At 49.6% G+C, this 19362-nt stretch carries 16 protein-coding genes; 4 read left to right on the top strand and 12 right to left on the bottom strand.

What is annotated here, in order from left to right:
* The 10 genes from CRG97_RS11740 to leuC form a co-directional block, all read right to left on the bottom strand.
* Positions 1-1716: dynamin family protein (locus CRG97_RS11740; RefSeq protein ID WP_202618909.1), on the bottom strand; the 1716-nt coding region annotated here is incomplete at its 3' end.
* 309 nt (positions 1717-2025) lie between these two features.
* A complete protein-coding gene (locus tag CRG97_RS11735; RefSeq protein ID WP_006209564.1) occupies positions 2026-2307 on the bottom strand; it encodes a hypothetical protein in 282 nt (93 codons plus the stop codon).
* 253 nt (positions 2308-2560) lie between these two features.
* Positions 2561-3232 (bottom strand): endonuclease III, encoded by a 672-nt coding sequence (gene nth / locus CRG97_RS11730; protein ID WP_098743077.1) that lies wholly within the window; start codon positions 3230-3232, stop codon positions 2561-2563.
* 84 nt (positions 3233-3316) lie between these two features.
* A complete protein-coding gene (locus CRG97_RS11725) occupies positions 3317-6046 on the bottom strand; it encodes an S-layer homology domain-containing protein (protein WP_098743076.1) in 2730 nt (909 codons plus the stop codon).
* Between the two features lie 78 nt (positions 6047-6124).
* On the bottom strand, positions 6125-6724 hold the full coding sequence (locus CRG97_RS11720; RefSeq protein ID WP_098743075.1) for a GerMN domain-containing protein: 600 nt from the start codon (positions 6722-6724) through the stop codon (positions 6125-6127).
* Positions 6725-6763: 39 nt separating this feature from the next.
* Positions 6764-8143, bottom strand: coding sequence for an N-acetylmuramoyl-L-alanine amidase family protein (locus CRG97_RS11715; RefSeq protein WP_098743074.1), 1380 nt, complete (start codon positions 8141-8143; stop codon positions 6764-6766).
* A 201-nt stretch (positions 8144-8344) separates the two neighbouring features.
* Positions 8345-9031, bottom strand: coding sequence for a GerMN domain-containing protein (locus CRG97_RS11710; RefSeq protein ID WP_098743073.1), 687 nt, complete (start codon positions 9029-9031; stop codon positions 8345-8347).
* 40 nt (positions 9032-9071) lie between these two features.
* Entirely contained in the window at positions 9072-10508 is a 1437-nt protein-coding gene (locus CRG97_RS11705) for an N-acetylmuramoyl-L-alanine amidase family protein (RefSeq protein WP_098743072.1), read from the bottom strand.
* 236 nt (positions 10509-10744) lie between these two features.
* Positions 10745-11347, bottom strand: coding sequence for a 3-isopropylmalate dehydratase small subunit (leuD, locus tag CRG97_RS11700; protein ID WP_098743071.1), 603 nt, complete (start codon positions 11345-11347; stop codon positions 10745-10747).
* Positions 11348-11367: 20 nt separating this feature from the next.
* Entirely contained in the window at positions 11368-12792 is a 1425-nt protein-coding gene (gene leuC / locus CRG97_RS11695) for a 3-isopropylmalate dehydratase large subunit (protein ID WP_076321329.1), read from the bottom strand.
* A gap of 179 nt (positions 12793-12971) precedes the next feature.
* On the opposite strand from leuC, the gene CRG97_RS11690 reads away from it, so the two are divergent.
* Positions 12972-13904 (top strand): LysR family transcriptional regulator, encoded by a 933-nt coding sequence (locus CRG97_RS11690; protein ID WP_098743069.1) that lies wholly within the window; start codon positions 12972-12974, stop codon positions 13902-13904.
* Between the two features lie 119 nt (positions 13905-14023).
* Here CRG97_RS11690 and CRG97_RS11685 read toward each other — a convergent pair whose 3' ends face one another.
* The gene (locus CRG97_RS11685; protein WP_237566357.1) at positions 14024-14212 is read right to left on the bottom strand and encodes a hypothetical protein; all 189 of its coding nucleotides are present in this window, start codon (positions 14210-14212) and stop codon (positions 14024-14026) included.
* Between the two features lie 91 nt (positions 14213-14303).
* Complete coding sequence (locus CRG97_RS11680) at positions 14304-15116, bottom strand: carbon-nitrogen family hydrolase (protein ID WP_098743068.1); 813 nt, start codon at positions 15114-15116, stop codon at positions 14304-14306.
* Between the two features lie 252 nt (positions 15117-15368).
* Here CRG97_RS11680 and CRG97_RS11675 point away from each other — a divergent pair, with 252 nt between their 5' ends.
* From CRG97_RS11675 to CRG97_RS11665, 3 genes are all read left to right on the top strand, one after another.
* The gene (locus CRG97_RS11675; protein WP_098743067.1) at positions 15369-16562 is read left to right on the top strand and encodes a pyridoxal phosphate-dependent aminotransferase; all 1194 of its coding nucleotides are present in this window, start codon (positions 15369-15371) and stop codon (positions 16560-16562) included.
* Positions 16563-16930: 368 nt separating this feature from the next.
* The gene (gene proB / locus CRG97_RS11670) at positions 16931-18034 is read left to right on the top strand and encodes a glutamate 5-kinase (RefSeq protein ID WP_237566356.1); all 1104 of its coding nucleotides are present in this window, start codon (positions 16931-16933) and stop codon (positions 18032-18034) included.
* A gap of 58 nt (positions 18035-18092) precedes the next feature.
* Entirely contained in the window at positions 18093-19340 is a 1248-nt protein-coding gene (locus CRG97_RS11665; protein ID WP_098743066.1) for a glutamate-5-semialdehyde dehydrogenase, read from the top strand.
* Positions 19341-19362: the final 22 nt, after the last annotated feature.

Below are 19362 nucleotides of genomic sequence, written 5' to 3'. Positions count from 1 at the left end.
GGGGCGGGGCGCCGTGCGCCCGTGCCCCGGCTGCGCCGCCGGGGCGCCGCCCTGGGCAGCCGCTTGCGCGGGCTGCCCTTCCGGCTCCCTCACCTCCGGCAGGAGGCCGGGGGTGAGGGAGGTGCGCGGCGGGAGCAGCTGCGCCAGCTCGGCCGCGCGGGCGGCTTCCGCCTGCTGTAGGGCTGCGTAGCTGGCGGAAGCCGCTGATTGCGCCAGGAGCTCGGCGCCCTGGCGCTCCAGTTCCTGCAGACGGACAGTCGCAGCGTCCGTCAATACCGCTTTCAGCCGGTCGGCAAGCACCAACACGGCCCGGCGGTAGCTGCCCTTGATTTCCTCGGCCAGCTCCCGGTTATAGTTCAATACATATTCGCCGGACACCGTCGCTTCCGGATTCACGGTCCGCGTAATCATATCCTCCCGCACACCGGGAAGTTCAGCGTCCATCAAGCTCTCCCATTCGGTATTCCACTCCGTATGCTGCTCCACGCTTTTACGGAACAGCGAACGCAGATGCCAGTCGATCTGCGATGCGGTCTGTTCCTCCAATCGATGATGGAACGCCTCCAGACGACGCCGACGCTCCTCCTCCGTCTTGCCGCCTGTGAACAGAAATCCGACTTTAAAACCACTCTTGCGGCTTTCCAGAAAGGAGAGACTTAAATCCCGAACATCCGCCGGCGTCAAATTGGCATTTGCCAGAAGGGCATCCGCTTCTTTGCGGAGTTCCGTCCGAACGGATTCCGGCAGCAGCTGGGCGGATCTTTTTTGCTCCTCCAGCTCCTGCAGCCGTGCTTTCATCGCCGCAGCTGCCTCCTCGCCGCCCATTTCCTCCAGCAGCCGCTCCTTCTCTTCCTGATGGCTGCGGGTATAGGCTTCCACATGCTGATCAGCAGCATGTCGAATAGAGCAAGATACGCTGTAGCGGAGCAATGGCTCCTTATGGGATATCAACTCACCGATCAGAGCCTTCAGCGTTTCCCATTGGTTATAGGGATGGTCCTGAACTTTAAGCGAAGTGCATAGCAACCCTTTATATGTGATCTTCCACTGGGCGAACGCCTTCTTCACGTCGTTTAGATAAGAAGACAACGTTAATTCATCATCACGATGCTTGTCAATCTGATTGACGATCAGGTACAGCGGTTTCCCCCAATCCGACAAGCTCTTGGCAAACATCAGATTACTCTCCGACTGCACATGATTGTAATCCATGACGTAAAAAACGATGTCAGCCATATGCAGGGCGGAATGCGTGGCAAGCCGGTGCCCATCATCCGTTGAATCGACCCCGGGGGTATCCATCAAAACGCCATCTTCGCCAAGCAGCGGCACATCATCCCACACTTCAATCGCGGAATACTCCCGGCCCTCCTTGCAGTATTCGGCAAGCTCGTCAATCGTTACCGATAAGGGCTCGCCAGGCTCCCCAGCAGATCGGTGAATCAACGCCCCTGGCTCACCGCTTCGGATCGTAACCACATTCGCACTCGTCGGTATCGGACCCGAAGGCAGCACCTTTTTGCCGCAAAGCGCATTAATCATGCTCGACTTCCCAGCGGAAAAATGCCCGCAGAAAGCCAGCGTCAGCTCGCCGCCTGTACCCTTGCGTATTAAATCCTCAGTCAAAGCGGAGGAAGATTCGTCATTCCACTCCAAGAAACGATCTCGAACTCTGGTTAGTTCCGTCACACTGTATCCGATTTCATGCTCAGCCATCAACTTCAATGTATTTCTCGCTCCTGTCCATTGATCTCTCAATTTCTGACACCATCTATTCACATCATTTTATTTTATCACCGCTTGCGCCGTAAAGGAATCATTGCATTTCATTTTCGGGCGCCTCTCTTGATATGACAGTCCTTATCTATGCAAAATGGCAGGTCAAGGAAGTGATCTTCCTTGCCTGCCATTAATCCAAAGCTTCATAAACCGACACATACAGAAGGAATGAGGTGAGAGTTCACACTCGATTACCCTGTAAGCACCAGGTTTATCTCATTTTTTAAAACATCAAATTTGAAGAACTTAAGATACAACGGTGTTTTCTTCTGCCGGAATCAAAATTTCGAAGACATTTCCGTGCTGCAGAATCGTTAACCCGCGTGATTTATCGCGCATGACCACGACTTCGGGCTTCTGTGACATACGCTCCAAATAATGCTCGGGAGCATCCCCGGAATGACTGAACGTCACGCCTTCGACTTCTTGCTCTTCATTCTCACTCAGTTGGCTTTGGCTCTCCACCACATGTTCAAAAATATCTGAGAACAATTCAAAATTGTCGGTGTAAACAGAGATGCATTTCATGTGTAATCCCATCCTCTTTTAAATTTAGCTCATGCCGATCCAGGATACCGTCCTCTTTCACCTCGCGAAAAACCGACCTTTGATACTGTTGTTTCCAGATCTCCATTCTCCCATGCGGCTAAAGATAGAAATCCGGAGACAAAGGCAAGCTTTGCGCTTGCTTACAATTATGTCCATTTCGCTAGCTATTCATTAAAGTGCCGTATTCCCGATGAATCAGATGAACCTCTTTTTTGTCTATTTCTTGCTGGTTTTACATTTGTTCCTTATTCTTCCTGACTGCTAAGGTTTTCATACGTTTCTTTCCTTCACGGCAAACATCCAACAATGGACATACCGGGCATTGCGGATTTTGAGCCTTACAGTGATACCGTCCGAAAAAAATAATCCGATGATGGGTCAGCGTCCATTCTTCACGCGGTACCCGCTTCATCAGTTTTTTCTCCACTTCCAACACGGAATCTTTCCAGGCGGCCAGTCCAAGTCGCTTGGAAACTCGCTCCACATGCGTGTCAACCGCGATGGCAGGCACACCAAAAGCATTGGAAACGACGACATTGGCTGTCTTTCGTCCAACCCCAGGTAATTTAACCAGCTCATCATGTGCCTCCGGCACCTCACCGCCATACTGTTCGATCAGAATCCTGCACAAATTCTGAATATGTTTTGCCTTATTCCGGTATAATCCGATCCGTCTGATATCCTGCTCAAGTTCCTCGATCGGTACCGATACATAATCCAAAGGCGTTTTGTATTTCTGAAACAGATCCTTTGTCACCTTATTAACCGTTTCATCCGTGCACTGAGCGGACAGCAGCACGGCGATGGTCAGCTCAAACGCATTGCTGTGATTCAGCTCGCAATGTGCATCCGGAAACATGCTCTCCATCGTGTCCAAAATATGCCGTACCGTTGCCGCATTCATATGTTTCCCTCCCGCAAAAAAAAATCTTGATGCGGAAATCCCCGCATCAAGACGGTGTTTCTCGAGCAATCCCAGGTCGATAATTTACTGTTTTACGATCTCAACAACGACACCGTTGTTTAAGTACAGTACAATATTATCATTTTCCTTAAGGGATTGCACGGACAAAGTAGTGTCACCTTGATGAACAAATACTTTATCGGATAATGCATACCGGAAATTATCGTTAATCGATTTGCGCTTCACTTGAATTTCCGTATTGCTTGCCTGCCAGAATGCACGTTCAACCTTCTCCAGAACCTGCACAATCGTTACACCCTGAATATCTTTTCGAATCTCAACGCGATCTCCTGCGGTCAATGTGCTTAAATTTGAAGCCGTCGAACCATTCTTAACGACTTTGACCCCACCGCTCACGCCTAACGTCTGACTGTTGCCTGTATAATCCTTCACGGTCAGTGCATTTCCGGAAACATCTGCGCTTGTCACTTCGCCAAGCGTCAATTTAACTTCGGAAACCGCGACAGGCGTTAAGCCTTGGAACGTTATATTAACGAGTGCTCCCGGACGCAAGTCATTGAGCAGAATTGCTTGTCCGCTTTCACCGGTAAATATGGTTTTTTCGGTATATATATCGCTTGTAGAACCGTTCGCTTTCACTCGAATCCGATTCCTCGTTGGTTCCGTAGATACCACCTCGAATTGTGCGGAAGTTTTGAGTTTTAAGCTCTGCAAGTAATCCTGATTGTTCGACAGCTGGGCTGACACTTCGTCACCAATCCGTAAATCCGCCAGGGTTACGCCTGATCTGCCGAAGATTTCCACAACCGGACTATTGTAGTATGAGATTTCCTCCACTTTTCCGCTAGCGGTCACAATCGAAATTACTCTCTTGGATGTGTTAATGTTGCTGATTTTACCTTCAACTTTATATACCACTTCCAATGAAAGTACGCGGGTACCGATCAGAGAGACACTTACTTTGCGTCCTGAGACAAGCAAAGGTTCCACTCGATCCAGCGTCGTTCCGTAGCTTGATTCCAGCTTTGTCTTGTCATCCAAAACAATCACACGAGGCAGGTTGTTCGCATCCTTAACAGTCAACCACCTCGTCTTGGCATCGTAGTTTACGACGGTAGCGGCATCCAACTGCTCAATTTGACGACCCGTTACTTCGATTTTCGAAATCTTTTCTTCACCGTTAATGGTCAGTGTCACTTGATCCCCGGATACCGCGTCAGCGAGCAAATCGGACAGAACTGGTTTTGCCACGCCACCCATGATGATTTCCGGCTTCTCTGCCAAATACTTCGTTTCGAGCTGTGTACTTCCACTGCGCTTGTAAGTGATCGTCTTTCCGTTTTCTTCAACAGAGTACAGAGTCGCCTGCACGGTACGATCGACGCTTTGCGTGACTTCCAACGATTGAATAACGCTGTTTCTTACCGAAAAGTTCACGGTGTAGCCATTCTTGAGCTCCGCCGGAGCCAAAATTTGATTCTGATAGCGAATAACGGTTGCATCATCCCATGTGTACGTATCCTCATAACCGGTGCTATCCTTAAGGGTTACTCTTTTGTTGGCCGTATCCACGTTCTGAACGATGCCTGCTCCCGTCTTGTTAACCAAGCCGCTCTTTACGCGGATTGACACGATTTTCTTCTGCGGGCTGTATGTTTCACGTTCAATCGTAAGCAGACTGCCAGCTGCAAGCGTCTTTGGATCGATCTTAGTACCGTTCTGATCCAGGAACAGTGTACTTGGGTCGTAACTCAGCTCTTCAAAGGTGCTGCCTGTATCCAGCCAAATGAGGTTGTCCGGCGACAAGCGTGCATACGTGCGGTCAAACCGCTCCACTTGCTGGGTTGGATCCGTAATTTCCACGTAAGCAGCCGTTCCGTTATTCACGACAACTACCGCTTGAGTGTAAGGATTGATCTCCGAGAATTGCAATCTCTTCTCCGAATCGGAGGTGAAATACGCTGTGGAATTATCCAGCTTGAATGAATTCAGCTTGCCATCGGCGTACAGCTCCAACTTACCGTTCTCGATCGCAGCGATGGAGCCTTTGTATTGGTTCTCGTAATTTGTAGTAATGTAGGCTTGAGCCCGGCTAAGGAACGTTGCAAGCTGGGCACGGGTAACGGCCCCTTGCGGATCGAACTTGTTGCCGTTCACGCCTTTCGCAAGTCCAAGCTCAACCGCTACATTCACATAACCCAGACGATCCGGGGATATTTTGGCGTTATCCGCAAAGCCTGTCGCTTTATTATTGGCTGCATTGGCTTCCGCGGTACGTCCAATGGAACGGACAAGCACTTCGGTTATCCATTCCCGGGATGCTTTCTGCGCGCCCCAAATGACTTTCTCATCCGTATATCCGGATTCTTTTTGCTTGTCGAGCAGGTTTTGCTGAAAAGCCAGTTCAACATACTTCGTAAAATAATCGTTCACTTTAATATTTGTCGGTAATGTCGCAGCGCCGCTGCTTAATTGATCCTGCTTGCTTAAGAAACGGATCGCCATGGTTACAGCTTCCTGTTGTGTTACTGGATCGTTCGGACGAAACTTCCCGTTATTTCCGGTCACGATCCCCTGTGCTGCTAATTGATAAATATACTTCTCTCCCCAATATCCGGCATTAACGTCACTGAATCCGTTAATGGCCGTTTGGCCGGCATTTGCCGTTGTCGCATTTGCCGTTTCTTCATCTGCCGAGACGATCGAAGCCCCGCCTCCGAATGCTATAAGTCCGGCCATGACGGCGGAGACCACTTTTTTGGAATGAACATGTTTGCTGTGTCTAAGTACCATTTTCTTTCCCCTCTCAATAACTACTGCTTCATCATATACTAATATTCGACAGCAGATCGTGATCTCCTTCAACCATCATTACCGAGTCATTGGATTTTCCAAATCGACATGACCCATTAACGATTCGGTCTGCTGACCATCCACCAGAATTTGAAGTGATTGTACTTCGTCAAACTGGAAAAAAGTTTTTTTGATCGCATCGACAGCAAACGACTCCCCGCCTGCACCCAGGTTGGCTTCATCCGGGACCGTCACATCGAGTGTCAACGCCCCGTTTTCAAACTTCAGGGATTTCAGCCCGATTTTTTCCCACAGAGGAATCATTTCGGCATTACCACTCTTCTGCAATGCTTGATAAGCCGCTTCGTATTTTTCTTGATCTTCCTTATACGAAATTTCTGCCGTACCTTCTACCAGCTCCATCATATCAGGATCCGTGTAATAGGCTTTGATGCTCTCTGTTTTCGCTTCCGGCGTTGTCACTTCGCTGCCGCTGCCCGTAGACGATCCACCTGATCCATTCGACGTTCCATTATTACTCTGTCCTGTCTGATCATCAGGTGCAGGCGTTACTTGCCCAGGCGTATTGTCCGGAGCTGCTCCGGGTTTCTGTCCACAACCGGCACCAATCAGCATTACGGCTGCCAGTAGGCCAGCCGACCATATTTTTTTATTCAAAAGTAGCCACCTCCTGCAATCACGATCCCTGTCGTATCGTTAATCAACCTTCAAATAATTTTTGATGCCTCTGACAATGGCCTCTGCCACGCGATCCTGCGTTGCCGGATCAAATAGCTTGCTCTCATCGGTCTTGTTGCTCACGAATCCGACTTCGAGCAAGGCACCAGGCATTTTCGTCTCACGAATAACATGGAAATTACCATACCTCACTCCGCGATCCTTTAATCCCATGGCCTTGACGATCTCTTTATGGAGTGCATTCGCCAGCGCCTTGTCAGATTCATGGTAGTAATACGTTTCGGTTCCGCTTGCAGTGGAAGGGCCACTATTAGCATGTATCGATATGAAAACATCAGCCTTCAGATCATTCGCAATTTTTGCGCGTTCCTTCAGCTCGAGGAAAGTATCGTTACTGCGAGTTAAAACGACTTCGATATTTTGTTCTTTGGCCAACAGTTTCTCAACTTTCAGCGCCATTGCGAGATTGAAATCCTTCTCCCTCTTCTTCGTTACCCCGATTGCTCCCGGGTCGTGATCTCCATGACCCGCATCAATGACCACGAGTTTCTTACCACCTGTACCAGGTACCGGGTTAGAGCCCGTATTCAAATCCACAATGAACAGGCCCGATCCGTTCTCAAGGCCTGAAACGGTGTAATTCTTGGCGTAGTTGAGATCAATGACAATGCGCACGGTCATCGGATTGCTGTTGTACAAGGAGTAACGTACGGATTTGACATCCGGGTATCCCGTTACGTCCATCTGACCGGTCTTCATCACGTCATCAAAGCTGGCGTTACTGCTGAACGTATCCGAGAAATTCGTGTTCACCATATCGATGACGATACGGTCCGGATTGCTAAGCTTTGATACATTCGGCTTCGCAGAGCCCGTAACGGCGACCATCAGCCTGTTTTCGCTGAAACTGATACCGTCCACGGTCGACGTAGTTACGCCGGGTTCTTCACCAGGGTTACTCCCGTCAGAAGACGAGGTCAGATAGACTGCCTTCTGCGCGTTATCCCATCTTACTTGAAGACCCATCTGCTCACTTACAAAACGGAGGGGAACCAGTGTTGTTCCTTCGCGAAGAACGGGTGCTTTGGTCATTTGTATACGTTGACCGTTGATGTCAGCTTGCTGACTTCCAATCACCATCGTTACTGTCTGCGAGCCGTCTTGTACAGTTACCGTCTTGGTTGCCTTGCTCCAGTACACGTCAAATCCCAGATTCTCGGAAATGACACGGATCGGAACCATGACTGTACCGTTATTGTTCTCGACCTTCACGCCAGATGACAGATTGATTTGTTGGCCATCCAGGTAAATCTTTGCGCTGTACGAACTCGCATCCGCCATTTTAGGAAACGCAATCATGATGACAACCAGAAACATTAAAAAACCGAACTTCTTCATCCTTCACCCCTACCATCCTATTATTTTGCCATAGATTGGCGTTCCTGCACTCGGCCTGTCCGACATTACCTGACAACCTATAGACGCAAAGTCACAATGAAAGTTGCGAAAATGTTCCCTTTTTACCAAAAAAACACCTATTTCAGAAACCGAAATAGGTGTTTAGTCCTTCGTATGAATTTCATAAAGAGTTCTTTATGACTATTTCCGAGTCATTGGATGCTCTAGCTCAACATGTCCCATTAAGCTTTCGATCTGATTACCGTCTACTAGCAATTCCAGAGACTGCACCTCATCGAACTGGAAGAAGGTTTTCTGTAAGGCATCTATCGCAAACATTTCCCCTCCAGCTCCGAGGTTGGCTTCGGCTGGTTTGGTGATATCCAGCGTCAAAGCTCCTTTATCAAACTTGAGAGACTTCAGCGTAATCTTATCCGACCATAGTGGACTGAGTGCGGCATCACTGCTCGTTTGAAGTCCTTCAAAGGCTTTCTTATATTTATCCTCTTCGCCCGAGTATGTGATCTCTTTGCTAGCCTCTTTCAGATCCATGATTTCGGGGTCCGTATAATAGAGTTTAATATTGGCCTTCTTCGCTTGATCCTCCGTGGCATTCACATCCTTTGTATCCACAGGCGTTCCAGTACTTTGACCGGTTGTATTCTGCGGCGGTGTGCTGGCTCCCTCGCCTGCATTTACTGATGTTGCGTCATCTTCCTTATGATCATCAGCCGCCGTTTCTCCCGGATTATCCTGAGGTGTTTGTACCTCTCCTGTTGCGGTCTCCGGATTTGTCTCGGCAGGGGCTGCAGTCGGCTTCTGTCCACAGCCGGCACTAAATGCAAGCAGGAGCGCCAGCAATCCTGTCATCCAATATTTTTTGTTCATGACTTTCGTCCCCCTCTAAGTTCATCAAATCTTGTACACATTATTGTACTTGAAGATATTCTTTAATACCCGCTACAATACCTTGTGCAACACGATTTTGGAAATCGTCTTTAAACAACTGGGCTTCGTCACCCTGGTTGCTCAAAAAGCCAATCTCGAGCAGGACAGCCGGCATCGTTGTTTCTCTCGTAACATGAAGGCTGCTATATTTAACTCCCCGATCCTTAAGACCCGTTGCACTCGCAAGATGTTTGTGTATCACATTCGCCAAGGATTTGCTTGAATCTCTCGTATAATACGTTTCCGTACCGTTCGGACTGCTGGTCGTGCTGCTGTTTCCGTGAATAGACACGAATATATCCGCCTTCAGGTTATTTGCGATCTTGACGCGATCACTAAGTTCAAGGTGTGAATCATCACTGCGAGTCATCACAACATTGATATTCTTCTCGTTTTTAAGAAGCGCTTCAACCTTCAGAGAAACATCCAAATTAAATGATTTCTCCTTCTTTCCCGAAATACTGATCGATCCAGGCTTGATTCCACCGTGACCGGCGTCAATAACAACCGTCTTTTTGCCGTTGCCTGTTACCGGGGGAACGGGTGGTACGAGGATTTCTCCCTCGGCGTTCAGATCAACAATAATGAGCCCCGCTTCTTGGGTTACTCCATAATTTTTAGGACCTGTCAGGTCGATAACGATACGCACGGTTGATGGATTGTCACTGAACATGGCATATCGTACATTCATAACGTCAGGATAATCCGTGATTACCATCGCGCCGCCGCTTTGTGCATTGGCTGCATGTCCATCCAAGAACGAAGAAGAGAAGACGGTATTTGGAAGATCGATAACAATCCGGTCCGGTCCCGTTATGCTGGATACTTTCGGCGTAACCGTACCATCTGTAGCAATCATCAACCGGTTGTCGCTAAAGCTAAGCCCTGTCATTACAGCCGGGTTCCCTGATTCGACGGGCGGGGGCGTTTCACTGCCCGAATGGTTTCCGTCAGCAGGATCAACCTCTCCTTCAGAAACCGGTGGAATGGAGCTGGAGAGAAACACAGCCTTTGTTTGGTTGTCCCATTTCACATCAAGCCCCATCTGCTCACTCACAAACCGGAGCGGCACAAGCGTGTTCTGCCCATTTAAGACAGGGGCCAAGTTCAGTTCAACCTGGGCACCGTTCATCTCAGCCTGTTGGCTGCCGACCACCATACGAACAGCCTTCTCACTGTTCTCGACCGTTACCGTTTGACTGGCCTTCTCCCAACCTACCTTGAACCCGAGATTCTCGGATACCACGCGGATCGGAATCATCACGTTGCCTTTCATGTTGGCTACCTGAACGCCCGAAGACAAATTCAATGGTTCTCCGTCAAGAAAAATGCTTGCATTTGAAGAACTGGCTTCGCCACTTTTCGGAAACGCCAGCAAGAAGACTATCAACATCATTACAAACCCTAACTTCTTCATGAATCCACCTCGATCATCCCATGATTAAATTTGAAAAGCAAATCTAGCAAAAAACTAAAAATATGTAAATCAGCACATTCCCGACAACACGCCGCCGGACAAATACTGACATAAAACAATGGTTCCTCTTGGCTATCGCTGCATATTAATTCCATAATACCAAAAAAAACTTCCATTTCCTACACAGGAAATGGAAGTTTAATAATCTTGTAACCTTTTGCCGTGTAATTACGAGATTAAGCGAACAGACGCTCCCCATGTTTCTTCTCGTAAGCATCGATTGCACTTTCATGCTGCAGTGTCAATCCGATGTCATCCAGTCCTTGAAGCAGGAATTGACGGCGGTGCTCGTCGAGATCAAAGTCAATATGGAGTCCTTGATCATCTGTAATCGTTTTGCTCTCCAGATCGACGTTCAGCTTATAACCTTCTTTAGCTTCTGTGCGCTGGAACAGTTCCTCCACTTGCTCCTCCGACAGTTTGATCGGAAGAATCCCGTTCTTAAAGCAGTTATTGTAGAAAATATCAGCAAACGATGGAGCGATGACCACGCGGAATCCGTAGTCGAGAATCGCCCAAGGGGCATGCTCACGGGAAGAACCGCAGCCAAAGTTGGCACGGGAAATCAGGATGGTTGAGCCTTGGTAGCGAGGCTGATTCAGCGAGAAGGTGTCGATATTGCCTCCCTCTTCATCAAACCGCCATTCGTAAAACAGAAACTGTCCAAATCCTGTACGTTCAATCCGCTTCAAAAACTGTTTCGGAATAATGGCGTCCGTATCTACATTCACCCGGTCCACAGGTGCGACTATACCGTGTAATTTCGTAAATGCTTGCATAAACTTCTCCTCCGTCCTTCTTAGCTCACAACTTCTTCGGCTACAAAGTTCCAGTCACGTACATCCACGAAGCGCCCTTTAACCGCAGCTGCCGCTGCCATTGCCGGCGATACGAGATGCGTTCTGCCGCCCCGGCCTTGGCGTCCTTCGAAGTTACGATTGGACGTGGATGCGCAGCGCTGTCCCGGCTTCAGTACATCCGGATTCATCGCGAGACACATACTGCAGCCTGCTTCACGCCATTCGAAACCCGCTTCAACAAAAATTTTGTCGAGCCCTTCTTGTTCAGCCTGGATCTTCACGCGGCCCGACCCTGGAACAACGATGGCTGTTACATTGCTGGACACTTTATGTCCCTTCGCTACAGCTGCTGCTGCACGCAAATCTTCAATGCGTCCATTCGTGCAAGAACCGATAAAGACATAATCGATCGGAATCTCGGATATTGGAGTCCCTGGCACGAGCGCCATATACTCCAGAGCTTTCTCCGCTGCCTTGCGCTCATTCTCGGTCTTGAAATCCGCAGGGTTAGGAACCGTTGAGGAAATGCCAGTACCCATTCCCGGACTCGTTCCCCAGGTCACTTGTGGGATCAGAGATTCTACATCGAACTCGACCACTACGTCGAATTCGGCGCCTTCGTCTGTGACAAGGTTTTTCCAAGCTGCTACTGCAGCATCAAAAGCTTCACCTTGCGGAACATGTTGGCGTCCGCGCAAGTATTCAAACGTCGTTTCATCCGGAGCGATCATGCCCGCTCTAGCTCCGCCTTCGATGGACATGTTACATACAGTCATGCGCTCTTCCATCGACAGTTCGCGGATCGCTTCACCCGTATACTCAATAACATAACCTGTTGCAAAATCAGTACCGTATTTCGCGATCACGCCAAGGATCATGTCCTTAGCCGTTACGCCCGGATTGCGGCGACCGACAAAACGCACTTCCATGGTCTTAGCTTTGGCCTGCTGCAAACATTGGGTTGCCAGCACATGCTCAACCTCGCTCGTACCGATACCGAACGCAAGCGCGCCGAATGCACCGTGAGTGGATGTATGGCTGTCGCCGCACACAATCGTTTTGCCTGGATGCGTTAAACCAAGTTCCGGCCCCATTACGTGCACAACCCCTTGATCAATCGTATCGAGATCATACAGGGTAACGCCAAAATCCTGACAGTTCTTGGTCAGGGTATCAATTTGCTGCTTCGAAATCGGATCCGTAATGTTAAAACGGTCTTTCGTTGGCACGTTGTGATCCATCGTTGCGAAGGTCAGTTCAGGACGGCGTACTTTACGGCCGCTAAGACGCAAACCTTCAAATGCTTGCGGGGAAGTTACCTCGTGAACCAAATGCAAGTCGATGTACAAAATACCCGGTTTGCCTTCTTCTTGATGAATAACGTGGTTATCCCAAATTTTCTCGAACATTGTCTTCTTACTCATCATCATCACCCCATTGTTCTTTACGTCCATGAGAAGATAATTGCTTGTTATCTTCTTTTAAGGAAGATCTACAACGCATCATCTTTACGTTGATAGTAATATATCATTTCCTTCTTCATTGTTCCAAGATATAATATCTATAGATGTAATAGGATTCAGCTATAACGGAGTGATGCTAAATGGAACTGAGACAACTGCAATATACGCTGCAAATCGCGGCGGATAAAAATTTTTCGCGTGCCGCGGAGAAGCTTCATATCGCCCAGCCTTCCTTGAGCCAGCAGCTCTCCAAGCTGGAGAAAGAGCTCGGCGTGCTGCTGTTCCAGCGCAATACGAGCAATGTTGAGCTTACCCATGCCGGAGCCAGCTTTGTCGAGCATGCCCAGAAGATTATGGACGCCGTTGAGCAGTTGAAACAGGAGATGTCGGACATCTCCCAGCTTCGTAAGGGTAAAGTCGTAGTCGGCAGCATGCCGATTACAGGTTCTCACCTGCTGCCACGGGTTTTGCCTGCCTTTAAAAAGGGATATCCGGATATTGAGATCACCTTGCTGGAAGACTCCTCTATGAACCTGGAGAAGCTGACGGCCAGCGGCAAGGCCGATCTTAGCCTCCTTGCGCTGCCGCTATCCGAGCCTTCGCTGTCCTGGATTCCGATCGGTGAGGAAATGATCGATTTGGCCGTTCCTCCGCAGCATCCGCTTGCGCTGCGTGCAGCCTCTGATCCCGTTCGGCCCATTACGATCGACGAAATCCGGAACGAAGCATTTGTTGTCCTCAAAAAAGGACAGGGCTTCCGGAAGCTTACCTTTGATATATGTCGGGAGGCCGGCTTTGAACCGAACGTTGTATTCGAGAGCAACAACATCGAGACGCTCCAATCTCTGGTCGCAACCGGAATGGGCATAACGCTGGTGCCTCGTTTTATCGCCCGTGCGAAACGCAGCGAGTTTATTCCGGTCTACTTGCCGCTGGCTGATCCGGTTCCGAGCCGTACGCTGGTTGTGGCTTACCGCAACGGCCGATACTTGTCCAAAGCGGCGGATGCGTTCATCGATACGTTCAAGCAGGTTATGGACAAGCTGGTTGTGGAAAGCGTTCAAGATCAATAAACGCAAATGAATGCAGCCCATATACGAATAAAGAGGCATAACCATCGTCGAATGACAGTGGCTATGCCTCTTTTTCTCCTGAAAGTAAAACGGTTACCCATTTCATCATAGACGGAGGTTTATTTGCGCAAATTATGCTGATCAATCAATCGGTTCTGTTCATCGGCAGTTCGGGACTGATCCTGAATCGATTCATTCTTCCCATTGCCGCCTCCGGCAACATTCTCAACAAAGCTGCGGAACTGTTGTTTCTGTTCTTTTTCCTGCTCATGGTTTTGGCTGTCGAATTGGTTGTTATCTGCCATCATTCAAAGCCTCCTCTCAGACGGATTACCCATAGTATACCCGCCTCTGCCCAGATGAAACTTCATTTTTTAGAGGAGTTTAACCATAAACACTTTATTGGAAATACAAATTCGGACGACGGTCTTCAAAAACCGGAATACGTCCTCTGACTTCATCCGTAAGACGGCAATCCAGCGTACCTGTCAGGATCATTTCCTGCTCATCCCCTTCGGCAATGACCTCACCCCACGGATCGATGATCATGGAGTGACCGAAAAAGTCCGTTTCTCCGCTGGTTCCTACACGATTACACGCAACGACATACATTTGGTTCTCGATCGCTCTGGCCATGAGCAGCGTTCTCCAATGATGCAGCCGTGGATGCGGCCACTCCGCAGGCACAAACAGCACTTGAACGCCGCTGAGTGCAAGGGTGCGGGACAGTTCTGGGAACCGTATATCGTAACAGATCGACGCGCCCGCTTTCAATTGTTCCAGCTCAAAGGTTACGGTATGCTGTCCGGCTTGCAAATGCTTCTCTTCATCCATCAGGCGGAACAGGTGAATTTTGGAATATTTTGCGATCTGCTCCCCGCTCCGGTTAAATACATACATGCTGTTATAAATCCGATCTTCGATTCGTTCGGCTACAGATCCGCCCACGACTTGGATGCGGTGTTTTCGCGCAAATTCACTCAGCATCCGCGAGGTTTCCTGCCCCATGGGATCGGCAAGCTCTTGAATCCGGTCCAGCGCATACCCCGTATTCCACATTTCCGGCAGTACCATGACGTCCGGCTTCATATCAGCCGCTGCGGCCTGCTCCATCATGCCGAGCATTTTATTCATATTGGCATTCACGTTTCCTATTTCAATATCAGCTTGGATAAGTGCGATATTCAATTGAGCCTTTGCTTCTCCAGTCATCCTGCAGCCTCCTGTTATTGGGTTGAATCCAGCATCAGCGCCGCTGTGATCAATATATCAACGAACGGGCGTTTTTACAGGGTTCATCCATTCTCCTTATGTCATCATCATAGCCTCCTCAAGCCTGCTGCTGCAACACCCAAGCTCCATTTCCCTCTATACACCCCTGATAAATCGTGTTAAATTAATCCTAATTGTTTTCAATATCAGCTGCATTTGAGTGTAATTAGATAACGGAGTGATGAAACTGCAATGAACAATAAATTAAACGAATTCCAAATAGAGCCGGCCGAGATCATGTCCCAGCTGCCCACGCAATTTTTCGCGACCTTGGTCTCCAAGGTAAACCGCCAAGTGGCGCAGGGACATGATGTAATTAATCTGGGGCAGGGAAATCCCGATCAGCCCACACCGCCTCATATCATATCCAGCTTGCAGGAAGCGGCCGACAATCCGCAGTTTCACAAATATTCGCCTTTTACCGGCTTTTCCTTCCTTAAAGAAGCCATTGCGCATCGATATAAGGAAGACTACAACGTTGATCTCGATCCGGAGACAGAGGTAGCGATTCTGTTTGGAGGAAAAACAGGGCTCGTACAGCTGCCGCAAGTGCTTCTGAACCCGGGCGATGTATGTCTTGTCCCAGACCCCGGTTATCCGGATTACTGGTCAGGTGTTGCATTGGCCCGTGCCCAAATGAAATTCATGCCGTTAACCGCTGCTAACCGGTTTCTTCCCGACTATGGTGCGATCACACCTGCAGACAGAGAAAAAGCGAAGCTGATGTTCTTGAATTACCCGAACAATCCGACATCCGCCGTCGCTCCCCTGTCCTTCTACGAGGATACGGTGGCATTCGCCGCCGAACACGGGATCGTGGTAGCCAGTGATTTTGCTTATGGAGCGATTGGGTTTGATGATGATCGTCCAGTCAGCTTTTTGCAGGCAGAAGGCGCCAAAGAAGTTGGCGTAGAATTCTACACCCTATCCAAAACCTATAATATGGCCGGATGGCGTGTTGGCTTTGCCCTGGGGAACAAAAAAATCATCTCGCTGATCAATATGCTGCAGGACCACATCTACGTCAGCCTGTTCGGCGGCATTCAGGCTGCAGCGGCCACAGCTCTCTCATCTCCGCAAAGCTGCGTTGAGGAGCTGGTGGCACGCTACCAATCGAGAAGAGACGCATTCTATGGCGCCCTGTCTGAAATCGGCTGGGAAGCCCAAAAACCGGCAGGCTCCTTCTTTAGCTGGCTGCCCGTACCGAAGGGCTTTACATCGGTATCCTTTGCCGACCTACTGCTTGAGGAGGCCAAGGTGGCGGTTGCGCCTGGTGTCGGCTTTGGCGATCACGGCGAAGGATATGTCCGCGTCGGCCTGTTAAGCAGCGAAGATCGAATGCGGGAAGCCGCCTCCCGAATCGGCAAGCTGAACCTGTTCGGTTAACCTAATTCCTTTTGAAAAAACAAAAACGATGTGCTATTCTTGCAGTAACAATTGAATGCAGTTTTCAAAAACGCAAAGACGGGACCAGTACGAAAGCATAGGGCACGATGACCAGAGAGCGAATTCCATGGGCTGAAAGAATTTGCCGTGACCCCCTTTCCGAATCCTACCCCCGAGCGGCCTGGCTTGCCAGGACAGTGCCTTCTGTTACAGGGTTAAAGCCGGATGAGCTGCGCTCATCAACAAAGGTGGTACCGCGGAAGTTAAACTTTCGTCCTTTTTCATACAGGACGAAAGTTTTTTTGTTTTCAGGAAATGGATTCGTTACAGCTATACCAACTAATCATAAATACAAGGAAGTGATCACGATGCTATCACGCATCGTCGTAAAAATCGGCAGCAGCTCCCTGACGACAGATGAAGGCGGACTTAATCTTGATTCCGTCGCCTTCTTTGCCGGAGAGCTTGCCGCGCTCCGCAAGGCCGGTCATGAGGTTCTGCTCGTGACATCCGGCGCCGTCGCAGCAGGTTTTCGGGAGATCGGCTACGAGAGTAGACCCAAGCTACTGCATGAGAAGCAAGCATCAGCAGCCCTTGGCCAAGCGCTGCTGATGCGTGCATACCAGAATGCGCTGGCCTCCCATCAATTGAAGGCCGCGCAAATTCTGTTAACGAGAACGGACTTCGCGAACCGCAAACGCATGAATAATGCCAACATGACGATTACGGAGCTTCTGAAGCAAGGCGTTATTCCGATTATTAATGAGAATGATACCGTTTCGATTGACGAACTGAAATTTGGTGATAACGATACGTTATCCGCGCTGGTAGCGAACTTGGTCCGCGCCCAGCAATTAATCATCCTGACCGATACGGACGGTTTGTACACGGCTGATCCACGCAAGTCGCCGGATGCAACAAAATATGAGGAAATTGATGAAATTACCGATGAGATTTACAGCATGGCAGGAGGCGCTGGCTCCAGCGTAGGTACAGGCGGCATGCGATCAAAAATCGATGCTGCCAAAATCGCCACCCGCGGCGGTGTCCCCGTCTTCATCGGCAAAGCCAACGAGACCGGGGATTTGCTCAAGGCGTTTAAGCATGCAGGCAAAGGAACTTATTTTGCCACCCACCTATCCTCCCTGCCGATGAAAAAGCAATGGCTCGGCTTTATGTCCTCGCCGTTAGGCCGGATCGTTGTTGATCCGGGCGCCGAGAAGGCGCTGATTCATGGAGGTCACAGCCTCCTTCCAGTTGGCATTAAACGGATCGAAGGCAGCTTCCATGCAGGGGACGTGGTAGAAGTCGTTAATATGAACAACGAAACGCTCGGCAGAGGGATCGTCAATTACGATGAGGACCAGCTGCAGGCCGTGCTCGGAATGCCAAGCAGTGAAGTGATCGGCATCATCGGGGAAATCCATCGGCTTGAGGTCATTCACCGCGACGAATGGATCACGTTAAAATAACCGGATTGCCATAAACCAATTAGGTATTTACTGATAACTAAAATAAGGAGGAATTATCATGAGTGAGGTACGCAACAAAGCCCAACTTGCCAAACAGGCAGCATTTCGTCTTGGCAGACTGAGCACGGAGGAGAAAAACCAGGCTTTGCTGATCATGGCAGACGCCCTGATCCAGCGGACAGCAGATATCATGGAAGCGAACGCGGAGGATCTTCGCCGCGGGAAAGAGCTCGGCACCTCTGCCTCCCTGCTGGACCGGTTGGCACTGAATGAAGCTCGAATCGAGGACATTGCCGAAGGATTGCGCCAAATCGTTAAGCTGCCGGACCCGATCGGCGACACCCTGGAAACGATCGACCGCCCGAACGGTCTGAACATCGTCAAGAAACGCGTTCCCCTTGGTGTGATTGGCATCATTTATGAAGCACGTCCCAACGTGACCGTTGATGCAGCCGGGCTATGCTTGAAGACGGGCAATGCAGTCGTGCTGCGCGGTGGTTCATCCGCCCTCTCCTCCAACCGCAAAATCATCGAGGTGCTTCACGAAGCAATGGAACGCACCGCACTGCCTAAAGATGCGCTACAGCTTATCGAGGATCCGAACCGTTCCTCCGTGGATGAAATGCTGAAGCTCAACGGACTGCTGGATGTCATCATCCCGCGCGGTGGCAGCTCGCTGATCCAGAACGTTGTGATGAATGCCACGGTACCAGTCATCGAAACCGGAGCCGGAATATGCCATACCTATCTGGATGCATCGGCAGCCCCGGACATGGCGGCCGCCATCAGTATCAATGCCAAGGTGCAGCGCCCTTCGGTCTGCAATTCCATGGAAACCCTGCTCGTCCATGCTGATTATGCCAAATCGCATTTGACTGCGCTGGCCGAAGCATTCCGTGAGCGTAATGTCGAGTTGCGCGGATGCCAGCGTACCCTGGATTACGTTCCATGGGCTGCAAAAGCTACGTCTGATGATTACGCTACCGAGTATAACGACTATATTTTGAACCTTAAAATTGTGGATCACCTGGATGAGGCCATTGAGCATATTTCGATTTATGGCACCAAGCATTCGGAATGTATCGTTACGGAGAATAAGGATCATGCGCAGCGCTTCTTGCAGGAAGTAGACGCAGCCGCTGTCTATCATAACGCTTCGACCCGCTTCACCGATGGCTTTGAATTTGGCTTCGGCGCCGAAATCGGGATCAGTACCCAGAAGCTGCATGCCCGGGGACCTATGGGGTTACCCGCGCTTACTTCCTCCAAATATGTTATTATCGGTAGTGGTCAAATACGCGAATAAATCATTCATCTAAAGCCATGAA

This window comes from Paenibacillus sp. EZ-K15, from assembly GCF_002573715.1.
Lineage (GTDB): Bacteria > Bacillota > Bacilli > Paenibacillales > Paenibacillaceae > Paenibacillus_AQ.
Note: the sequence above shows the minus strand (reverse complement) of the source record. Positions and strands in the feature narration are given on the sequence as shown.